At 54.9% G+C, this 19,687-nt stretch carries 22 protein-coding genes; all 22 read right to left on the bottom strand.

All coding sequences use genetic code 11. From position 1 onward, the window contains the following. Window positions 1–7: 7 nt before the first annotated feature. The 22 genes from ML541_RS14490 to ML541_RS14385 all read right to left on the bottom strand — a co-directional run bounded on the left by ML541_RS14490 (window position 8) and on the right by ML541_RS14385 (window position 19,657). The gene (locus ML541_RS14490; RefSeq protein WP_243373923.1) at window positions 8–184 is read right to left on the bottom strand and encodes a DNA gyrase inhibitor YacG; all 177 of its coding nucleotides are present in this window, start codon (window positions 182–184) and stop codon (window positions 8–10) included. Further along, a complete protein-coding gene (locus ML541_RS14485; RefSeq protein WP_243373921.1) occupies window positions 177–1,166 on the bottom strand; it encodes a GDP-mannose 4,6-dehydratase in 990 nt (329 codons plus the stop codon). The genes ML541_RS14490 and ML541_RS14485 overlap by 8 nt, the downstream gene beginning before the upstream one ends. 16 nt (window positions 1,167–1,182) lie before the next feature. Then, window positions 1,183–1,851: an SPOR domain-containing protein gene (locus ML541_RS14480; protein WP_243373919.1), complete on the bottom strand. Its 669-nt coding sequence runs from the start codon at window positions 1,849–1,851 to the stop codon at window positions 1,183–1,185. Between the two features lie 11 nt (window positions 1,852–1,862). Beyond that, window positions 1,863–3,548, bottom strand: a complete 1,686-nt coding sequence (gene argS, locus ML541_RS14475; protein WP_243373918.1) for an arginine--tRNA ligase — start codon at window positions 3,546–3,548, stop codon at window positions 1,863–1,865. Next, window positions 3,548–3,721 carry a hypothetical protein gene (locus ML541_RS14470; protein WP_243373917.1) on the bottom strand — a complete coding sequence of 58 codons (174 nt, stop codon included), beginning with the start codon at window positions 3,719–3,721 and terminating at the stop codon, window positions 3,548–3,550. The genes argS and ML541_RS14470 overlap by 1 nt, the downstream gene beginning before the upstream one ends. A gap of 101 nt (window positions 3,722–3,822) precedes the next feature. After that, complete coding sequence (locus tag ML541_RS14465; protein WP_243373916.1) at window positions 3,823–4,122, bottom strand: septum formation initiator family protein; 300 nt, start codon at window positions 4,120–4,122, stop codon at window positions 3,823–3,825. Between the two features lie 18 nt (window positions 4,123–4,140). Further along, window positions 4,141–5,079 carry a UDP-glucuronic acid decarboxylase family protein gene (locus ML541_RS14460; RefSeq protein ID WP_243373915.1) on the bottom strand — a complete coding sequence of 313 codons (939 nt, stop codon included), beginning with the start codon at window positions 5,077–5,079 and terminating at the stop codon, window positions 4,141–4,143. Between the two features lie 21 nt (window positions 5,080–5,100). Beyond that, window positions 5,101–6,453, bottom strand: coding sequence for a UDP-glucose/GDP-mannose dehydrogenase family protein (locus ML541_RS14455; protein WP_243373913.1), 1,353 nt, complete (start codon window positions 6,451–6,453; stop codon window positions 5,101–5,103). Window positions 6,454–6,555: 102 nt separating this feature from the next. Further along, window positions 6,556–7,383 (bottom strand): 16S rRNA (adenine(1518)-N(6)/adenine(1519)-N(6))-dimethyltransferase RsmA, encoded by an 828-nt coding sequence (gene rsmA, locus ML541_RS14450; protein WP_243373910.1) that lies wholly within the window; start codon window positions 7,381–7,383, stop codon window positions 6,556–6,558. Between the two features lies 1 nt (window position 7,384). Further along, entirely contained in the window at window positions 7,385–8,410 is a 1,026-nt protein-coding gene (gene tsaD, locus ML541_RS14445; RefSeq protein WP_243374006.1) for a tRNA (adenosine(37)-N6)-threonylcarbamoyltransferase complex transferase subunit TsaD, read from the bottom strand. Window positions 8,411–8,473: 63 nt separating this feature from the next. Continuing rightward, window positions 8,474–9,790 carry a PhoH family protein gene (locus ML541_RS14440; protein WP_243373908.1) on the bottom strand — a complete coding sequence of 439 codons (1,317 nt, stop codon included), beginning with the start codon at window positions 9,788–9,790 and terminating at the stop codon, window positions 8,474–8,476. 19 nt (window positions 9,791–9,809) lie between these two features. Further along, window positions 9,810–10,079 carry a hypothetical protein gene (locus ML541_RS14435; protein WP_243373907.1) on the bottom strand — a complete coding sequence of 90 codons (270 nt, stop codon included), beginning with the start codon at window positions 10,077–10,079 and terminating at the stop codon, window positions 9,810–9,812. Window positions 10,080–10,093: 14 nt separating this feature from the next. Beyond that, the gene (locus ML541_RS14430) at window positions 10,094–11,233 is read right to left on the bottom strand and encodes an aminotransferase class V-fold PLP-dependent enzyme (RefSeq protein WP_243373906.1); all 1,140 of its coding nucleotides are present in this window, start codon (window positions 11,231–11,233) and stop codon (window positions 10,094–10,096) included. Window positions 11,234–11,251: 18 nt separating this feature from the next. Further along, complete coding sequence (locus ML541_RS14425; RefSeq protein WP_243373905.1) at window positions 11,252–12,325, bottom strand: DHH family phosphoesterase; 1,074 nt, start codon at window positions 12,323–12,325, stop codon at window positions 11,252–11,254. Between the two features lie 434 nt (window positions 12,326–12,759). Then, window positions 12,760–13,167 (bottom strand): helix-hairpin-helix domain-containing protein, encoded by a 408-nt coding sequence (locus tag ML541_RS19005; protein ID WP_243373904.1) that lies wholly within the window; start codon window positions 13,165–13,167, stop codon window positions 12,760–12,762. Window positions 13,168–13,322: 155 nt separating this feature from the next. Beyond that, window positions 13,323–14,909, bottom strand: a complete 1,587-nt coding sequence (gene cimA, locus ML541_RS14415; RefSeq protein ID WP_243373903.1) for a citramalate synthase — start codon at window positions 14,907–14,909, stop codon at window positions 13,323–13,325. A gap of 125 nt (window positions 14,910–15,034) precedes the next feature. After that, window positions 15,035–16,258 carry an aspartate kinase gene (locus tag ML541_RS14410; RefSeq protein ID WP_243373902.1) on the bottom strand — a complete coding sequence of 408 codons (1,224 nt, stop codon included), beginning with the start codon at window positions 16,256–16,258 and terminating at the stop codon, window positions 15,035–15,037. Window positions 16,259–16,353: 95 nt separating this feature from the next. After that, window positions 16,354–16,827 (bottom strand): tRNA (adenosine(37)-N6)-threonylcarbamoyltransferase complex ATPase subunit type 1 TsaE, encoded by a 474-nt coding sequence (gene tsaE, locus ML541_RS14405; protein WP_243373901.1) that lies wholly within the window; start codon window positions 16,825–16,827, stop codon window positions 16,354–16,356. Then, entirely contained in the window at window positions 16,824–17,279 is a 456-nt protein-coding gene (locus tag ML541_RS14400; RefSeq protein WP_243373899.1) for a CBS domain-containing protein, read from the bottom strand. Before ML541_RS14400 ends, tsaE begins: the two co-directional genes overlap by 4 nt. A gap of 30 nt (window positions 17,280–17,309) precedes the next feature. Continuing rightward, window positions 17,310–18,845, bottom strand: a complete 1,536-nt coding sequence (locus tag ML541_RS14395) for an NAD(P)H-hydrate dehydratase (RefSeq protein ID WP_243373898.1) — start codon at window positions 18,843–18,845, stop codon at window positions 17,310–17,312. Next, window positions 18,846–19,223 carry a holo-[acyl-carrier-protein] synthase gene (locus ML541_RS14390; RefSeq protein WP_243373897.1) on the bottom strand — a complete coding sequence of 126 codons (378 nt, stop codon included), beginning with the start codon at window positions 19,221–19,223 and terminating at the stop codon, window positions 18,846–18,848. After that, the gene (locus ML541_RS14385; RefSeq protein WP_243373896.1) at window positions 19,220–19,657 is read right to left on the bottom strand and encodes a hypothetical protein; all 438 of its coding nucleotides are present in this window, start codon (window positions 19,655–19,657) and stop codon (window positions 19,220–19,222) included. The genes ML541_RS14390 and ML541_RS14385 overlap by 4 nt, the downstream gene beginning before the upstream one ends. Window positions 19,658–19,687: the final 30 nt, after the last annotated feature.

Below are 19,687 nucleotides of genomic sequence, written 5' to 3'. Positions count from 1 at the left end.
TGCGCAGCTAATGGCTGTCTTCTTCGGCGGGTTTTTTCTCGCCGGGTATGGTGTATTCTTCGGCAATCCAGGCACCCAGATCTATCATCTTGCACCGTTCGGAGCAGAACGGACGATAGGGGTTGTCCTGCCAGGTTGTTTCTCTGTGGCAGTGGGGGCAAAGATGATGAGCAGTCTCATTCATGGCAGCGTTGTTTCGTTTCATGATACCAGTCGATGAAGCGGGAAATGCCATCTTCAATGGCGGTCGCCGGTCCATATCCCAGGATCGAGGATGATTTTTCCAGGTCGGCGAAGGTGCGCTCCACATCCCCCGCCTGCATGGGCAGGCGTTCCAGGATCGCTTTTTTCCCTAGCCTAGCTTCGATCATCGTAAGGAGCCGATTAAGGGAAACAGGACTGGAGCCCCCCAGATTGAAGACATCATAGCGCTTTCCGCCGCCGCTTATCCAGTGCAGCGCCCCTTCTATTCCGGCAACGATGTCGGCAACATAGGTGTAATCCCGGCTGGTGCTGCCATCGCCGTAGAACGGCACCGGTTTTTCCTGGTCGATCAGCCGGACGAACTTGCTGATGGCCAGGTCCGGACGCTGTCGTGGTCCATAGACGGTGAAAAACCTGAGACAGGCGATGTTGATGTGGTACAGGTGATGATAGGCGTGACAGATGAGTTCTCCCGCCTTTTTCGTGGCAGCATATGGCGAAATGGGATGATCGACGGGATCGGCCTCGGCAAAGGGCACTTTCGGGTTGTTGCCATATACTGAAGAACTGGATGCGAAAAGAAAAAGCCGCAGGCCTGCTTCCTTTGCCGCCTGAAGCAGGTTCATCGTCCCCCGGATGTTCACCTCTTCGTACAGGAGGGGGTTCTCTATGGAAGGCCTGACGCCGGCAGCCGCTGCAAGGTGTATCACGGCATCGGGCCGTTCCTGGGCGAATATCGCCTGAACGAATTCACCATCACGAATATCCCCTTCGCAGACAAGCAGTGTTTTTCCGCTGGCGTCGGCGTTCCCGGCAATCTCTGCCACATTGCGCCGTTTAACGGCTGGCGAGTAGAAATCGTTGAAGTTGTCGATTATGACAATATCATGGCCGGAAGTAAGCAGCCGCTCTGCAAGGTGAGATCCTATGAAACCAGCGCCTCCGGTTATCACTATTCGCATAAGAATCCTCCGAATCTCATTCGGCAATAACGATGGCGCCCTTGCCTGCCTTAGCAGCAAGCTCGCCCGCTTCAGATTGGTTCAAATGCCTGCCCAAGCGCACCCGGTACCAGACTCCCTTATCTGGCACAGTGGATTCCAGAATGTAAGCCGCTTGTCCTTTGGCCAAAAGTTTGGCTTTGATGGCCTCGGCTTCTTTCTTGTCCTTCAATGAAGCTACCTGAACACAGTAGGAGCCTCCTCCGGCCTGTTGCCCCTTGACCATGGGCTTGGGATCGGCGGCTGCCTCAGGACCGGTACCAGCGGCGGTCGGCGGAAGAGGCTTGCGTTCAGGACTCGATGGCTCGGCAATCTTTTTCTGCTCCTCATGCGCCTTCGATGGATTAAGGCCGCTCCCTATGACCGCCTTCGCTCCGTTCGGCAGCGTCTGGTAGAAGGTTAAGGGCACATCCTGCCCTGCAGGCTTTGCCTGGGGTACAGTCGCCGCCGTTGCCACAGCCTTGGTGACGGCGGCCGCTTCGATGCTCTTTTTTGCGGCCCGGCCGCCGAAATACCAACCTCCGGCAAAGCCTGCCGCGAAGGAAATGGCAGCCCCACCGACAATAATGAACACCAGCATGCCGACCGGCTGCTTTTTGGGACGGTTCTTACTTACTGGTCTGCGTTCGCAATAATCCAGCACCATACAAGCCTCTGCTACATTTTCTCCGGAGCTGAAATCCCCAGGAGCGTCAAAGCGTTTTTCAGGGTCAGTGCAACGCACTGCAACAGAAAGAGCCTGGCTGAGGTCAGCTGGCTGTCTTCGGTAATGACCCGGTTTTTATTATAGAAACCATGGAAAAGACCGGCCACTTCCTGGAGATAGTTGGCGACGCGATGGGGTTCGAAATTGGCGGCACTTCCTTCAACCACTTCGGGAAAGGCGGCAATGGCCTTGATCAGCGCCATTTCTTCAGGCTCCGTCAGACGGTCGAGATCCACGCTACCGGCATCGGGCACGGCAAAGCCCTTTTCTGCGGCGTTTTCGAAGATGCTGCAGATCCTTGCATGGGCATACTGGACATAATAGACCGGGTTGTCCAGGGATTTCTGCTTGGCAAGGTCGATGTCGAATACCAGTTGCGAATCTGGCTTGCGCATGACGAAAAAGAAGCGGGTGGCGTCGCGGCCAACCTCGTCGATCAGGTCGCGCAGTGTAACATAGCTGCCGGCACGCTTGGAGATCTTTACCTCTTCACCGCCACGCAGGACTGTCACCATCTGGTGCAGCACATACTCAGGCCATCCGGCTGGTATACCTGCTCCGAGAGCTTGCAATCCGGCCCGGACGCGGGTGATGGTGCTGTGATGATCCGCCCCCTGCTCGTTGACGACCCTAGTAAACCCCCGCTCCCATTTGCGCAGGTGATACGCCACATCGGGAACGAAATAGGTATATCCCCCACCCGATTTCCGCATAACCCGGTCCTTGTCATCGCCGAAGGAGGTGGTGCGCAACCAGAGGGCGTCATCCTGCTCAAAGGTATGGCCGCTTTCCACGAGACGCCGGACGACCATGTCCACCGTTCCATCCTTATAAAGATCGGATTCCAGGGAGTAGACATTGAAGTGCACATCGAAGGCGGTAAGATCCTGATCCTGTTCGCGGCGAAGGAAGGCGACGGCAAAGCGGCGGATGGCCTCCAGGTCCAGGGGATCGCCTGCGGCAACCACATGCTGATCGTCGGCATCCACTTTCTCGCCTGCCATATAGGCACGGGCAACGTCGATGATGTATTCACCCTGATAGCCGTCTGTCGGCCAGGAGGGGTCCTCAGGTCCCTTGCCCAGGCAGCGTGCCTGTACGGAAAGCGCCAAGTTGGCGATCTGTTGTCCGGCATCGTTGTAATAAAATTCGCGGGTTACGTCCCACCCCGAAAAGGCGAGCAGCCTGCAGATGGTGTCACCCAGGGCAGCCCCTCTGCCATGCCCGATATGCAGGGGGCCGGTAGGGTTGGCACTGACGAATTCCACCTGAATCTTTCGGCCGCCACCGACGGCACTTTTGCCGTAATCGCCGGCGAGACGGTCGATATCCAGCAACGACTTTCTCCATGCGGCGTCTTTCAGGTGGAAATTGATAAATCCAGGACCGGCAATCTCCACCTTCTCGCATATTCCGGCTTCATCGGTAAAATGCCTGACCAGCGTGTCGGCAACCATGCGTGGCGCTTTTTTTTCCGCCTTGGCCAGCAGCATCGCCACATTGGTCGCAAAGTCACCATGTTCGGCATGGGCAGGCGTTTCCATGACTATGGATGGGAATTGCCCGGAAGAAAGGCTGCCATCGGCATAACAGTCGGCAAGCCCCTTGGAGATCAGCGTGCGGAGTAGTTCCTTCATTACTTCTCCTGTTTCTCTTTGGATGAACTGTTCTCGTGAACAGGATGTTTGATGGAAATATCCCTGGTAAAGTCAGGGCAATGGGCGCCGCCGTCGGGAACACAGAATTTTTTGGCGCAATTTTCACGCCATGCACAGATGGCGCAGCATTGCAGAGAGTTGTTGCTACTCACGGTTCAATCCTCGAATTGGTCTGCCTAGTTGAATAAATGGAATCGACGTCTAACAGTCAGTGGGGTAATCAGGTGCGGCTTCCCTCACGGGCAGACCCGGCTTATTTCTGCGTCAACTGATCTTTTTTCTCCTGGGGAAACTGATAAATGACTTCGTTTTGTCTCACGAGACCGAAGTCCCGCCTGGCAATGCTCTCCAGGTAGCGCCGGTCGCTGCGCAACGCCTCGATCTCCCGCTTCAGCTGCTCATTTTCCGCCGTCAACAGCCGGAGGTGTTCCTGAATCTCCTTGTTTTCCTTGTTCAGGTGGTATATGCGCAACAGTCCCCTGTCACCAAAAACGGTAAAAAACAGGATAAAGAGGATGATGCCGGCTGGTAGAAGAAGCATCCGCTTCCGCATGGTTCACGTCCCCTAGGATCAATGCCCCTTCGGAATGAGAGAGGAAAAATAGTCAATAGTCTTCTTCAGTCCCGTTTCCACATCGACTTTCGGCCGCCAGTCCAGTTTTTCCTGGGCCAGGGAGATATCGGGTTGCCGCTGCTTCGGATCGTCTGCCGGAAGTTCTTTATAAACAACCTTGGAGCTGGAGCCGGTCAGGCGAATGATCCAGCGTGCAAAATCCACAATGGTGGTCTCCGCGGAATTGCCCAGATTGACCGGGCCGGTGAAGCCGTCGCATTCCATCATCCTGATCATTCCGTCCACCAGATCATCCACATAGCAGAAGGAACGGGTCTGCTTGCCTTCTCCATAGACCGTTATATCTTCCCCCTTCAAGGCCTGGACGATGAAGTTGGAGACAACCCTGCCGTCGTTGACGGCCATGCGCGGCCCGTAGGTGTTGAAGATGCGGATGATACGAATATCCACCCCGTTTTGCCGATGGTAATCCATCATCAGGGTTTCGGCCACCCTTTTGCCTTCGTCATAGCAGCTTCGTATGCCGATGGGATTGACGTTGCCCCAGTATTCTTCGCGCTGGGGATGAACCTGGGGATCGCCATACACTTCCGATGTGGAAGCCTGGAGTATCCTCGCCCTCACCCGCTTTGCCAGCCCCAGCATGTTGATGGTTCCCATGACACTGGTTTTGATGGTCTTTACCGGGTTGTACTGGTAATGGATGGGAGAAGCAGGACAGGCCAAGTTGTAGATACGGTCCACCTCCAGCAGGATCGACTCTGTAATATCGTGACGGATTAGTTCAAACCGGTGATCGTCACACAGTTTTTCAATATTTTGCTTGCTGCCGGTAAAGAAATTGTCGAGGCAGATTACCTCGTTGCCCTCGGCAAGAAGTCTTTCACAAAGATGGGAACCAATAAAACCGGCGCCGCCGGTAACGAGTATACGCATGGTAGTTGCTTTCCCCCCGATTCAGCTGGCCGTGCTGAAATGCTTGCCGTTCCGCCCTATGGGCAAGTACTCAAAGCCGGCTTCCTTGATACGGGATGGTTCATAGAGGTTCCTGCCGTCAAAGATGAGCGGCCGGTTCAGCAGGGTCTTTATCCTGTCGAAATCGGGAGTCCGGTACTCGTTCCACTCGGTGACAATGGCCAGTGCATCGGCCCCTTTGAGGATCTCGTACTGGTTGTTACTGTAAATAATGCGTTCGCCGAAGATCTTACGCGCTTCATTTATCGCCTCCGGGTCGTGGGCGGCAACCTTTGCGCCGAGCTCAAGCAGCCGGTGGATTATGACGACGGATGGCGCCTCCCGCATATCATCGGTCCGGGGTTTGAAAGAAAGCCCCCAGATTGCGATTGTCTTCCCTTTGAGTGACTGGGTCGAGCAGTCTCCGAGGCAGCCGGTAATCTTGTCGGTCAGGACCAGTTTCTGCCGCTCGTTGACCGCTTCCACCGCCTTGAGGAGCATGAAGTCGTAATCGTTCTCTTCGGCGGTTTTGACCAGGGCTTTCACATCCTTGGGGAAACATGACCCGCCGTAGCCGACACCCGGAAAGAGAAAATCGTAGCCGATGCGGGAATCGGAGCCAATCCCCTCCCTGACTGCAGAAACGTCGGCACCCATGCGGTCGCAGAGGTTGGCGATCTGGTTCATGAAGGAAATCTTGGTGGCGAGCATGGCGTTGGCTGCATATTTGGTCATCTCGGCACTACGGATGTCCATGATGATCAACCGGTTGGTCTTGCGCATGAACGGAGAGTAAAGTTCCTTCATGATTTCGGCGGTGCGCACATTGTCGGTGCCGATCACGACCCGGTCCGGCTTCATGAAATCGTCGATGGCGGCCCCCTCCTTCATGAATTCCGGATTGGAAACCACGTCGAACTCGATATCCCTGCCCCGTTTTTCGAGCTCCTCCTTGACGACGCCGCGGACCTTGTCGGCCGTGCCGACAGGTACCGTCGACTTGTCCACCACGATCTTGAAACTTTCCATGTTGCGGCCGATCACCCGGGCCACATCCAGCACATATTGAAGGTCGGCGGAACCGTCTTCACCAGGCGGGGTTCCAACAGCGATGAAATTTATGAGGGATGCTTTGACGGCTGCAGCAAGGTCGGTGGTAAAGGAAAGCCGCCCCTCGCCGAAATTTCTGACGACCAGTTCCTTGAGGCCGGGTTCGTAGATGGGGATGACACCTTGTTTAAGCCCTTCGATCTTGGCTTCGTCCACATCAACACAGATAACGTCATTACCGCTTTCGGCAAAGCAGGTTCCGGCAACCAGTCCCACATAGCCTGTTCCGATAATGCAGATTTTCATGACAGAATGCCTCCTAGCGCGGATAGTGTAGCAGTTTTATATACCACAGAAGATGCCGTTCCGCCACCCCTTTCGGGATAAAAACGTGAAATGTTCAGCACTTCAGAACATTCCCTGTTTTTGGGCGTGCATAATTTCTTTGGTTAACCGGGCGTATTCTTCCAGAGAGAGGGTCTCCCCCCTGCGTCCGCCGTCGATGCCAGCCCGGCAAAGAATATCATTAATATCGCTACTTCCGGCAATCCCTGCTGATTTCAGACAGTTGATCAGGGTCTTGCGGCGCTGGCCGAAACCTGCCTTGACCACCTGTCTGAAGAGGGCCTCGTCTCCCACATCCTGCCGGGGTGCCGGCAACGGCACGAACTTGAGCACCACCGAATCCACCTTGGGAATGGGCCGGAAAGACCCCGGCCTGACGATCAGAACCCGTGACACATCGAAATGGAGATTGCAAAATACCGAGAGGATACCGTAGTCCTTGGTACCGGGAGAGGCGATCAGGCGATCCCCTACCTCCTTTTGCAGCATGAGCACCAGCGATGAGAATAGGGAGACGTTGTCGAGAAATTTGAAGATCACCTGACTGGAAATATTGTAGGGCAGGTTGGCGGCCACTTTCCATCTGCCGCTCCAGCGACTGCCCAACACAACAGGAAGCTCAATCCTGAGAATATCCCCCTGGACAAATTCCACATTGTCCGAGGAGGAGAATTCCTTTTCCAGCAAGGGAACCAGCTGCCGGTCCAGCTCAACGGCCAGCACCTGTTCGGCTCTCTTCACCAAGAGTGAGGTCAAGGCTCCCCGGCCGGGACCGATCTCCAGCACCCGGTCGCCCGCTGCCAGGTCAACTGCCTCGACAATCCGTGCCAGCACATTCCCGTCCACCAGGAAATTCTGCCCCATTGATTTTTTGGCTCGAAAACGCTCCATTTCAGGGTCCTTCCGGTGAAGAGATGGCATCAAGGGGCCATACGGGAAGGGCATCCAGATCGAAACCGGCTACAGCTCTGCCGGAAAGATAGTAGTCGCCGGGTACGGCAAGCATGGCGGCATTGTCGGAGCAGAGCGACGGTGAAGGGATGAAAAGCTCCGCCCCTTCTTTGTCTGCAAAAGCGGCCATCTCCCGGCGCACTCCGCTGTTACAGGCGACACCGCCGGCCACGACTACCCTTCTGATGCCGCTTCGAAGGACTGCCGCCCGGGTCTTGCTCACCAGCACGTCGCAGACGGCAGACTGGAATGAGGCACAAATATTATGCAAGGCGGCACCCTCAGCGACGGACGGATTCTTTTTCACATAGTTCAGAACTGCAGTTTTCAGCCCGCTGAAACTAAAATTGCAGGTATCATCATGCATCAACGGCCGCGGCAATTTCACGGCCCGGGGATCGCCATCGGCAGCGAGGCGATCGATGAGAGCACCACCTGGATAGGGCAAGCCCAGAAGTTTGGCCACCTTGTCGAAGGCCTCTCCGGCAGCATCGTCCAAGGTCTGGCCGATGGTCCGGTACCGGCCGATGCCGTGAACTTCGTAAAGATGTGTATGCCCACCTGAGACAGCCAGGGCAATGAAGGGAAATGCCACATCCCGTTCCAGCTTGACGGCCAGGATGTGGGATTCGATGTGGTTCACACCGGCAACGGGAATGTTCAGTCCATAGGCCAGCGCCTTGGCGGTGGAGATGCCTACGAGCAGAGCGCCGGCCAGACCGGGGCCGCGAGTCACGGCAATGCCCTCAATGGCAGGCAGGGAGACACCCGCCGTGCGCAAAGCCTCTTCGATGACCAGGGAAATGGCCTCCAGGTGTTTGCGCGAAGCGATTTCGGGCACCACGCCGCCGTAGTCGGCATGGATACTGATCTGCGAAGCAACGATGCTGGAAAGGATGTCTCTCCCGTCCCTGACCACGGATGCCGCAGTCTCGTCACATGAAGATTCTATGGATAGCAGGAGCATAAACGGGAAGGGCGTGGATAACACGCCCTCATACCTCGCAGTAGTTTGGAGAAAATCTGTCGATTACAGCAGATTGGCTGCCAGTTCGGCAAGCTCGGAACGCTCACCCTTAGTCATGGTGATGTGTCCGGCAATATTTTGCCCCTTGAATTTCTCCACCACATAGGTCAAGCCATTGCTTGAGGAGTCAACATAGGGGTTGTCGATCTGGTAGGGGTCGCCGGTCAGGACGATTTTGGTCCCTTCGCCAGCACGGGTAATGATGGTTTTTATTTCGTGGGGAGTCAGGTTCTGGGCCTCATCCACGATCATGTACTGGTTGGGGATGGATCGGCCGCGGATATAGGTCAGAGGCTCTATATCCATGATGCCCATGGCCATCAACTCCTTATAGCCCTTGCTGTGGCGTTTTTCACCCTCATGACCGGTGAGCAGAAGCTCCACGTTATCGAAGATGGGCTGCATCCAAGGAGTGAGTTTCTCTTCGATATCCCCAGGCAGAAAGCCCAGATCCCTTCCCATGGGAAACACAGGGCGGGAAACGAGGAGGCGGTTGTAGACGTTTTCTTCGGCAGTCTTGTGGAGACCTGCAGCTATGGCAACCAGCGTCTTGCCCGTACCCGCTTTACCCACAAGTGTCACCAGCTTGATATTATCATCAAGCAGCGCTTCCAGGGCAAAGGCCTGCTCGCGATTTCGGGGATGAATGCTCCAGATACCCTCTTTGCCGGCCCTTTTGATGGCAACGACCTTTTTCTCCTTTTCGTCATACCTGCCGATGGCGGTGTGGGTAGCGTTCAATCGATCCCTGAAGGAAACGAACTGGTTGGGATACATGGTATCTTCCATGGGTAACCATCCCTGTCCATGGAAGCGGTCTATCAGATCGGCTTCGGCATCTATCTCCAAAAAACCAGAATAAAGGTCCTCGATAACAACCTTGTCCGACTCGTAATCCTCGGCGACGAGGCCGATGGCGTCGGCTTTGATACGCAGGTTGGTATCCTTGGTGACGAAAATGACCGGTGCGTTTTCATTCTTCGCCTTGACATCAAAGGCTACGGCAAGAATCCGGTTGTCCCCCCGCTCCTCGCGAAGTTCGGGAGGGAGTCTCTTCATCACCTGCTCCTCATAGATCTCGACCCGTAGATTGCCGCCGTTTTCCAGCTGTATTCCTTCCGACAGCGATCCTTCCTTGCGCAGGTCGTCAAGAAGGCGGGATATCTGCCTGGCATTGCGCCCTGTTTCGTTCATGTCCTTTTTGAAACGGTCGATTTCTTCGATCACGGTAATGGGAATGATGATGTTGTTTTCCTCGAACTTGAAAACCGCCTGGGGATCGTAGAGAAGTACATTGGTATCCAGTATGAAGTGTTTCATGCAGTCCTTTCTGTTTCAGTTATCTTTCCGAGACGGAGAGCACCAGCCCCTTTGATGTGGCGAGAATCTTCAGGTAGAGCGGCTGCTTCTTGTATTCCACTTCCAGAACGACCTCCCCGTCCTTGTTCAGTGCGGCAAGCACCCGCTCTGGCGATTCCTGGATCTTGTAATAGTTGTAGATGCCGGTGCGATACAGCTCGTCCTTTTTCACCGGGCGCTCCGGAGGCAGGGAACACCCCATGATAAACAGCAAGATCAGGGAGACAACAGCATAGACAACTCTTTTCATATACCGTCCTTTCCTCAATGAACCATACTCTCCACGGCATCGAGAAAGAAAGCGATCTCTTTCTCGGTGTTGAAGAAACCGGGGCTTACCCTGACGGTGCCATCGGGAAAGGTGCCGATGGTCCTGTGGGCCATGGGCGCACAGTGCAGGCCGACTCTGACGCTGATGTCGAAATCGGCATCCAGACGAAAACCCAAGGTCGAAGGGTCCATACCGTCAACCGTGAAGGAGACGACTCCGCCACGCGCTTCGGCATCAGCCGAAGCATAGGTATTCACTCTTGGAAGCCGATTCAGGCCATCGATGAGCAGCGAGACCAGCCGCATCTCCTTCTGCCTGATGGTTTCCATGCCGGTTTCCAGGATGAATTCCACTCCCGCTTTGAGTCCGGCTATGCCCGGCGTATTCATTGTGCCGCTCTCGAACTTTTCCGGCATCGTTTCCGGCTGGGCCGCATCCGATGAGGAAGTACCTGTCCCCCCAAAAAGAAGAGGCGATAAATCCACATGCTCGGCCACATACAGAAGGCCCGTTCCCTGTGGTCCCAGCAGCCCCTTGTGACCCGGTACAGCCAGCAGATCGATATTCTGGTCCGCCACGTCCACGGGCAGGTATCCGGCACTCTGGGCCGCATCAACCAGGAAAACGACGCCTGCTTGTCTGGTAATAGCGCCGATCTGGGCAATTGGTTGAACAGTGCCGGTCACGTTACTGCAATGGGACAGGGCTACCAGTTTCGTTTTCGAGCGAAGAGCCGCAGCAACCGAGGCAGGCTCGACCCTGCCGCATGTATCGGCAGGAATCCAGGTTATTTCGACGCCTCTGATCTCTGCGTCATGCAGCGGTCGAACGAGGGAATTATGCTCCATGGTCGTCGTAACGACATGATCCCCGGGCTGCAGCAGCCCCTTAACGGCGATGTTCAGACTTTCGGTGGCATTGTGAGTGAAAACCAGGCGGGAAGAATCGCTAATTCCGAAGAAAGAAGCCAGTAACTCGCGAGCCTCGAAAACCAGCCTCGATGCAGCCAAACCTCTTTTATAACCACCTCTGCCAGGCCCTACGCCAATCTCCCTGAGGGCATGTTCCACAGCGCTGTAAACAGTATCAGGTTTCGGAAAAGTTGTGGCTGCATTGTCCAGATAGACTGACATTCTTCATTTAGTAACATTTTAAGGTCTGTTTGGCAACTCTTTCATGGGCCTCAGATGTATCAGTTTTTCCGGCTTTTCCCTGTGAATGGCAAGAGCCTCGAAAAGTCGGTCGGTCAGTATTCGTTCCAGTTTCAGCATCTCTTCCGGCGAATCTGAGACATTATCCACCTTGCCCCCCGCCATCATGCCGTGACCACCGGCTGTGCCCATTCCTTCCACCAGCTTTTTTATGATCTCTCCCACATTGGTATCGTGGCGTATGGTGCGCATGGAGAGAATCATTTCCTTATTGTAATGCCCTATGCAAAGCACCGTCTTTATTTTTTCCAGCCTGAGCAGGAAATCGGCAAGTTCGGCGACAATTTCCGGGAAAACGACCGAACGCAGGTTGGTCACCAGCACTTCACCGTAGATCCTGGTATGCTTGAGGGCGTTATTCAGGGACAGAAAGTATTCAACGGGAAGTTTCGGGTGACAGATCTCATAAAGAAGCAGCTTGTTGGTAAGGGGAAAAAGCCGGTGGTAGGCCTCCCGATCGGGCCGGTTCGCTTCACGGCCCAAGTCCTGGGTTTCTGATTTGATGGCATAAAACAGAGCAGTCGCAAGCTTGGTGCCGATGGGAACATTTTCAGCCATCAGATATTCGTAGAGGATGGTCGCCGTCACGCCGTAGTCCGGGCGTATATCCACAAAGCGGCAGGTATTGCTGGTTTCCCTGATAGGATGATGGTCGATGAGGATATCCACCGATATTTCGGGGGGCAACGAATTATTGCCCACTCCCGGCTGAGTGTCCACCATGCAGATTACCTGGAAATCGCGAATATCGAGAATGGCCAGGGGGGTAAGGGGTATTTGCAGCTCCTTGGCCATGGCCAGGTTTTCACTTCGGCCGATCATACCGGAAAATGAAAGGACCGCCTCTCTGTTCAACTTCATGACAAAGAGATGATTGAGGGCCAGTGCCGAAGCAAAGCAATCGGGGTCGGGATTGTCGTGAACGACTATGAGAATCTTGCCTTTTCCCGTCGCCCACCTCAACATCTCGTCCACATACTCTTTGAGGCTGGGAAAAGTGGCTGGTATGGACATGAATTCTCCCATGGGAACGGATTCCTTCAATTGTAGCCGAAGGCGGTTCCGATACAATACCCTTAGAGGGTAAAAGCACACAAAAAAGGGGCCGGAAACGGCCCCTTTCAGAATACCCGATATTCTATTGTCGTCACCCTAAAAAGCTGTTGTGGTTCCGTGCCCTGTTTGCCAGAATGGTCGGATCCAGAACCTCTCCGCAGCAGGTGCATTTCCAGGCATCGAAAGACCTTACGAAGTCATAGTATTTCTCGGCGAACATGCGACCTTTACACTTGGGACATTGCATAGTAATAACCTCCAGAGAGTTGAGTTGATAAGCAAAGTGTCCCTGGTATTATTCATCATGCATGCCACGAATAGCGGTTGGATCCGTAACGAAAGGCAAACCGCCGAACAGACAGTAAAAATCTTTTACAATTTTATATAGTTATTTAGTCAGAAAAAAATTGCCTTATCTTCATTATTTTCCCTCCAGACATCCCCTTTACCCTTTCCAGGTCCTGGATAGATTGAAAATCGCCATATTTTTGACGATAAAAAATAATAGCCTTGGCCGTTTTGGCACCGATCCCCGGCAAGGCATCCCAGTCCTCCTCATTCATGAGCTGGAGATCAAGGGGGATTCCCAGGATCATTCTTTCCTTGGCCTTCATGTAACTAACCGTTAACGCGTAATTTTTTCGGTCTGTTCGTGTCACATCCAGAACCATGCCGGGCCGCAGCACTACGGGTAATTGCGCTTCAATGCCACCTTGAAGTGCCTGTCCAGGCATCGTCATATTTATGACGGTCCCGACGGTGGCACCGTCAGGTAATCGATAGATGCCCGGTTTCGGCACATCACCCTTCACCCTGACAATGGTTCTGCCGGTGGATAAAGAACGAAAGGCCACTGCCGACCCGGTTTCGGTCCGGGAGCAGTGGCCTTTATAGATAAGGGGTGAAATAAGAAAAAGTGCAAAAAGCCAGACGATGAAGCGTTGGCTTCTGTCCATCACTTCCTGGGCGCCTCCTGCTCCTCGTCCTTGTGCAGTTTGAACTCGATGCAGTCGATGAGGGCTTGGTAGGAAGCATCGATGACGTTATCGGACACACCGACGGTGCCCCAGCGGTTCTGCTTGTCACCGGACTCGATGAGGACGCGGATGGCAGATGCCGTACCCTGCCCTGCGGGTAAAACTCTGACCTTGTAATCCAGCAGCTTGACCTCTTTGAGCCGCGGGTAGAACTTCTCCAGCGCCTTGCGGATGGCGTTGTCCAGGGCGTTGACCGGTCCGTTTCCTTCCGCCGCAGTATGTTCGACCTTGCCCCCCACCTTGACCATAATCGTCGCTTCGGAGATCATCTTCTGGTCTTCGTGGCGCTTTTCATCCATGACCCGAAAACCGATCACCGAGAAGAATTTTTTGTGGCTGCCAAGGGCTCGTTTCATGAGCAGCTCGAAGGATGCCTCCGCCCCTTCGAATTGATAGCCCCTGTTCTCCATCTCCTTGATATTGTCGAGAATTTCCAGGGTCACGGGGTCTTTGCTGTCCAGGTTGATCTGGAACTCTTCCGCTTTGGCCAGGATGTTGGCCCTGCCAGAAAGATCGGATACCAGCACCCTGGTGCTGTTGCCGACCAGTTCCGGCCGCAGGTGCTCGTAGGTCTCCGGATGCCGCTGTATTGCACTGACGTGGACACCACCCTTGTGGGCAAAAGCGGAGTTTCCCACGTAGGGCTGATGTTTGCTCGGCGAAAAATTGGCCAGTTCATATACAAACCGGGATAGTTCGCGCAGTTTTTTCAACTGCTCCGGCGAAACGCATTCCTTTTTCATCTTCAGCTGCAGGGCAGGAACGATGGAGCAGAGATTGGCATTGCCGCAGCGCTCGCCGAAGCCGTTAATGGTCCCCTGCACCTGAACGATTCCCAGGGATACGGCCGTGAGGGAGTTGGCAACGGCACACTCGGAATCGTTGTGGGCGTGTATGCCGAGAGGAGTCTTGATGTGCTTCTTCACATCCTTGACGATCTCCGCCAGATCGAAGGGCATGGTGCCGCCGTTGGTGTCGCAGAGGACGATGCAGTCCACCTTTGCCGCTTCCGCAGCCTTGAGAGTCTTGATGGCATAATCTGGATTGGCCTTGTAGCCATCGAAGAAATGCTCCGCGTCGTAGAAAACTTCCGGCGTATGGGCCTTGAGATACTCAAGGGAGTCGAAGATCAGGTCCAGGTTTTCGTCCAGGGAAATGCGCAGCGCCTCGCGCACGTGGAAATCCCAGGTCTTGCCGAAGATGGTGACCACATCCGGCTGTGCCTGAATGAGGGTGATGATGTTCTGGTCTTTGTCGGGGGTTATCTTGGCGCGCCTGGTGGAACCGAAGGCGGCAATCTTGGCCTGGGACAGCTTTTCCTTTTTAATGTCCTTGAAGAAGGCCACATCCTTGGGGTTGCTGCCGGGCCACCCCCCCTCGATATAGTGGACACCGAATTCATCCAGTTTATGGGCGATGCGGACTTTGTCCTCAACGAGGAAGGAGACATCTTCAGCTTGGGTACCATCTCGAAGGGTGGTGTCGTAGATTTTAACCAGACTCATGTGCTCACCTTTTTGAAATGTTGATTGAACTTCGGCAAAACAAAAAGGCACAGAAAACATCGATGTAATCTCTGCATTTCCGTGCCTTTTCGGTTATGTCATTATTATGACGACTGGCTTGCGGATTATGCAGCTTTCCCGGACAAGCCGAAAATGTCGTGGAGCACCCGGACCGCCAGCTCCGTGTATTTGCCATCGATAATCACCGAAACCTTGATTTCGGAGGTGGAAATCATCTGGATATTGATCCCCTCCTTGGCCAGGGTCTGGAACATTTTCGTCGCCACACCCGCATGGCTTCTCATGCCGACGCCGACCACGGAGACCTTGCTGATATTCTCGTCGGTGACGACCTCTTTCGCGTCGATCCCTTTGGCGGCTTCCTTGGTGATAGCCAGGGCCTTCTTGAAATCGGCCTTGGTCACGGTAAAGGTGAAATCGGTGAGATCGGCGGCACTGACATTCTGCACGATCATATCCACCGAGATGTTGGCTTCGGAGAGGGGGGACAGTATCTTGGCAGCAATGCCCGGCTTGTCAGGCACCTGCATCACGGCAATCTTGGCCTCGTTTTTGTCGTAGGCGATTCCTGAAACGAGAACTGCTTCCATATCTTTATCCTCCTTGGTAACCATGGTTCCTGGATTATCGTTGAAGCTGGAGCGCACGTGCACATCCACATTGTATTTCTTGGCGAACTCCACGGAGCGTATCTGGAGAACCTTGGCTCCCAAGCTTGCCAGTTCGAGCATCTCGTCGTAGGAAACCTTTTCGATCTTCCTGGCATCTTCGCAGATGTTGGGATCCGTGGTGTAAACGCCATCCACATCGGTAAATATCTCACAGACATCGGCCTTTAGCGCCGCAGCCATGGCCACCGCTGACGTATCCGAGCCGCCGCGCCCAAGGGTGGTAACGTTCCCGTCGCTGTCTACCCCCTGAAATCCGGCCACCACAAGAATGGTGCCGCCCTTGATGTCGGAGCGGATCTTTGCGTCGTCGATCTTTTCGATGCGAGCCTTGCTGAAAGCGCTGTCCGTAATAATGGGAATCTGCCAGCCATGATAGGACTTGGCCTTGTAGCCCATGGATTTGAGGCACATGGCCAGAAGGGCGATGGAAACCTGCTCCCCCGAGGCCACAAGAACGTCATACTCCCTATTGTCCGGGAATTCGCTGATGTCATTGGCCAGGGCAACCAACTTGTTCGTCTCGCCTTGCATTGCAGAAACGACGACCACCATGTCGTTGCCTGCATCGTATGTTTTAGCGACCCTCTTGGCAACATTGCGGATTCGCTCTATCGTTCCCATTGAACTGCCGCCGTACTTTTGGACCACCAGTGCCATGCAAGTCCTCCTTCACTATCTTAATGAGCTAGTTGCCCCTATTTATGCGGAACATTCTTATTACCAAGAATAAATCGCCGGGTCAAAACATTTTTTCATTTATGGTCGGACATGAGGAGCCCTGCCAACTCCTCTCCCCTGCTCCCGGATGGGGTAAAGGAGAGCGTCCTGCAGTCATCGCCGTCATGAGACATCGTTATGAGGAGATGATCCTCCGGCAGCGTCTCCTCCAGGCGCTCGGCCCATTCCACAAGACAGACGCCGTCGCCGTGGAAATATTCCTCGAATCCCAGGTCGAGCAGGTCCTCACTACCCTGCAATCGGTACAGGTCGAAATGATAAAAGGGCACCCTGCCCGGGTAGATGTTGAGCAGGGTGTAAGTGGGACTGGTTATGGGCGTGGCCGGGTCAACACCCAATCCTTCGGCAATCCCCTTGGCGAACTGGGTTTTTCCGGCCCCCAGCTCACCGGTCAGGGCCAGGAAATCGCCGGCGCCAAGCAGTGCTCCCAGCCGTTTTCCCGCAGAAATCGTCTCCTGGACGCTCTTGCTGACGATTATCCGCGTCACGGCTCGATCATGCTGCGGATAAGATCGATCCGGCTGACGACACCGACCAGCTTCCTACCTTCCACAACGGGAACGGCGTGAATCTTCCTTTTTGTCATGATGTCCGCCACTTCGCTCAATGGAGTCGACGGAGCGACACTGGTCACGTCTTCGGAGAAGATATCCCCCACGGTCTGGCCGGTCATCTTCTTTAGTTCTTTTTCGAATTTCTTTTCGCTCTCCAGGTAAAGAACCCAGTCGAAGATGGAAATGACTGTGGGAATGTGCAGGCTCTTGTCCTGTTCGATTAAATCGGTCTCGGTAACGATGCCGATGAGGTTGTTGTTTTCATCGACTACAGGAAAACTGCTCACCCTGTGCTTGGTGAACAGTTCGGCCAGGGTCCGTACGGTCGTTTCCCGCGTAACGGTAATGATAGTATCTTTGGTCATCACATCGGCGGCAGTCAGCATGGTGTCTCCTCTCGATTGTTAAAGCCCATGTTAAAGCAGTTCATTGAAAGCATAGGGGAGCGACTCCTGCACATCAACCGCCGATATGCCGATCTCCCCTTTTGCAGCAGCAACCAGATCCCCGGAGAGGCCGTGGATAAAGGCTCCGAGGCAGCAGGCGGTGAAAGGTGCATATCCCTGGGCGACAAGAGCCGTGACGACGCCGGTCAGCACATCGCCCATCCCCCCTGAGGCCATGCCGGGATTGCCGCTGCCGTTGATGGCGATCTCGCCGTCGGGGGAGGTGATGATGGTCCTCGCCCCCTTCAGGATCAGAAAAACCTGATATTTTGAGCAGAATTCCCGGGCGATGCCGATCCGATCCTCCTCCACCTGAGCCACGGATAGTCCCGTCAACCGTGCCATCTCCCCCGGGTGGGGGGTAAGGATTGTCACCAGCGATTTTCGCGCCATAAGTATTTCCGGCCGGGCGGCGACGGCATTCAGCCCATCGGCATCGATAACCAACGGCAGCGGGGCTTCAGCAACGACTTTCCGCACCAGATCGCCGGTTTCCCCCCCAAGGGAAAGTCCCGGGCCGACGGCAAGAACGTCCTTACCCACAGCGGCAGTCATGATCTCCGGAAAAGAATCGCCGCCGAGAAAGCCGGATTCTCCCTCGGTCAGGGGGAGGGACATGGCCTCGGTGGTTTTGATTTCCATAATCGGGTTAAGGCTGGCCGGAATGGCTACCGTAACCAGCCCGGCACCCCCCCGGACCGCCGAGTTTGCTGCCATTGCCGCAGCGCCCGTTTTTCCCGTCGATCCGGCAATGATCAGGCAGTGGCCGCAGTGCCCCTTGTGAGCCTGCCGCTCCCGCCGCCGCACCAGTTTGCGAGCCGCCACACGGTCGATGAATTGGAATCCAGGGGCATCGGCAAGGACCTGTTCCGGCATGCCGATATCCACCACCTTGAGCCGGCCGCACAGCTCTGCCCCGGGATAAAGAATAGTACCCAGCTTGGCGGCAGCGAAGGTGACAGTCATGTCCGCCCGGACCGCCTTGCCCAGGATTTTGCCGTTTGCGGCATGGACCCCCGAAGGAATATCCACGGCAAAAACCGGTGCGTGGCAGGAATTGACCAGATCGATGGCCTCGCCGTAAATACCCCGCACCTCCGATTTCAATCCGGTGCCAAGAATGGCGTCCACCACCACCCCGGCATCGGCAAGTTCGGAAGCATGCCGGGCGAGATCGCCGGAACCGGCACAAACGGTAACAAGGAGAGGATCGAGACGCTGCAGGTTTACTGCTGCATCGCCACCGATCTCTTCGGTGGAACAGAGGAGAAAAACCTGCACCTGCCAGCCCTGTTGGACAAGAAGCCGGGCGATGACAAAGCCGTCGCCGCCGTTATTTCCCTTGCCGGCGACAATGAGCGCCCTCTTCTTACCGCCGTATTCCGCAGCTATGGCCTCGGCGCAGCAACGGCCGGCATTTTCCATGAGGATCAGCCCCGGAATCCCGAATTCGTCGATGGTTCTCCGATCCATCTGCTGCATGGTTTCGCCGGTCACGACCTTCATCTATTTCTCCAGTACCAGCATGGCCACGGCCATGTTGCCGTCATGGGAAAGGGAAAGAAAAATCCTCTGCAGCCCGGCTTCGGCGAAAAGCTCAGCCGCCTTGCTGGAAAGGACAAGGTCCGGCTTGCCCAGGGAATCGTTGACCACCTCCATATGCTGCCAGCTGAGCCCTCCCCGCAGGCCCATGCCCAAAGCCTTGAGAAATGCCTCCTTGGCTGCGAAGCGCAGGGCGAAGTGCTGGGCACTATGCTTTTTGCCGGAGCAGTAGTCCAGCTCCCGCGGGGTGAAGACCCGCTGCAGAAGCGGTGTATTGTTTTCGGCCACGAAGCGTTGGAAGCGTGAGATGTCCACTATGTCGACACCGGTGCCGTAGATCATTCGAACGTCGTTGTACCTTGTGCACAAGGATCGGTTGTCGATTTGAAGGAAGCCTCCTTGCCGGCAATCCTCAATGTCGTGATGACTATTTTTGAGGTGGCGTCGGGGGTCGCGGCTTGATGAGTCACCGAGACACTCTGACCTGGGCGTATGGTAGCTGGAGCGGTCCGTGGGCTATTCTCGCCAATTATGGTATATCTACTCGTTGTAGCCCCTGAAACACTGATGGTAGCTGTAGTTTGAAGGTTGAAGATTTCTATCGGCCCTGAGTCTACGTTGGAACCCGCCGGGACACTGCATTTATTTTTTCCTGCAAATGAGAAGGAAACATCTTTGTTTTTGTCCCCTGAGGTAGCGTTATCCTCAGGAAACCACTCAATGCCGCATCCGGCAACGACCCCAATCATAAGCACTGCCACAATCCATTTATTCATGTCCATATCTCCAGATCCGCATAAGGTTTG

It is taken from the genome of Geotalea sp. SG265, from assembly GCF_022808985.1.
In the GTDB taxonomy this organism is placed as follows: Bacteria; Desulfobacterota; Desulfuromonadia; order Geobacterales; family Geobacteraceae; genus Geotalea.
Note: the sequence above shows the minus strand (reverse complement) of the source record. Positions and strands in the feature narration are given on the sequence as shown.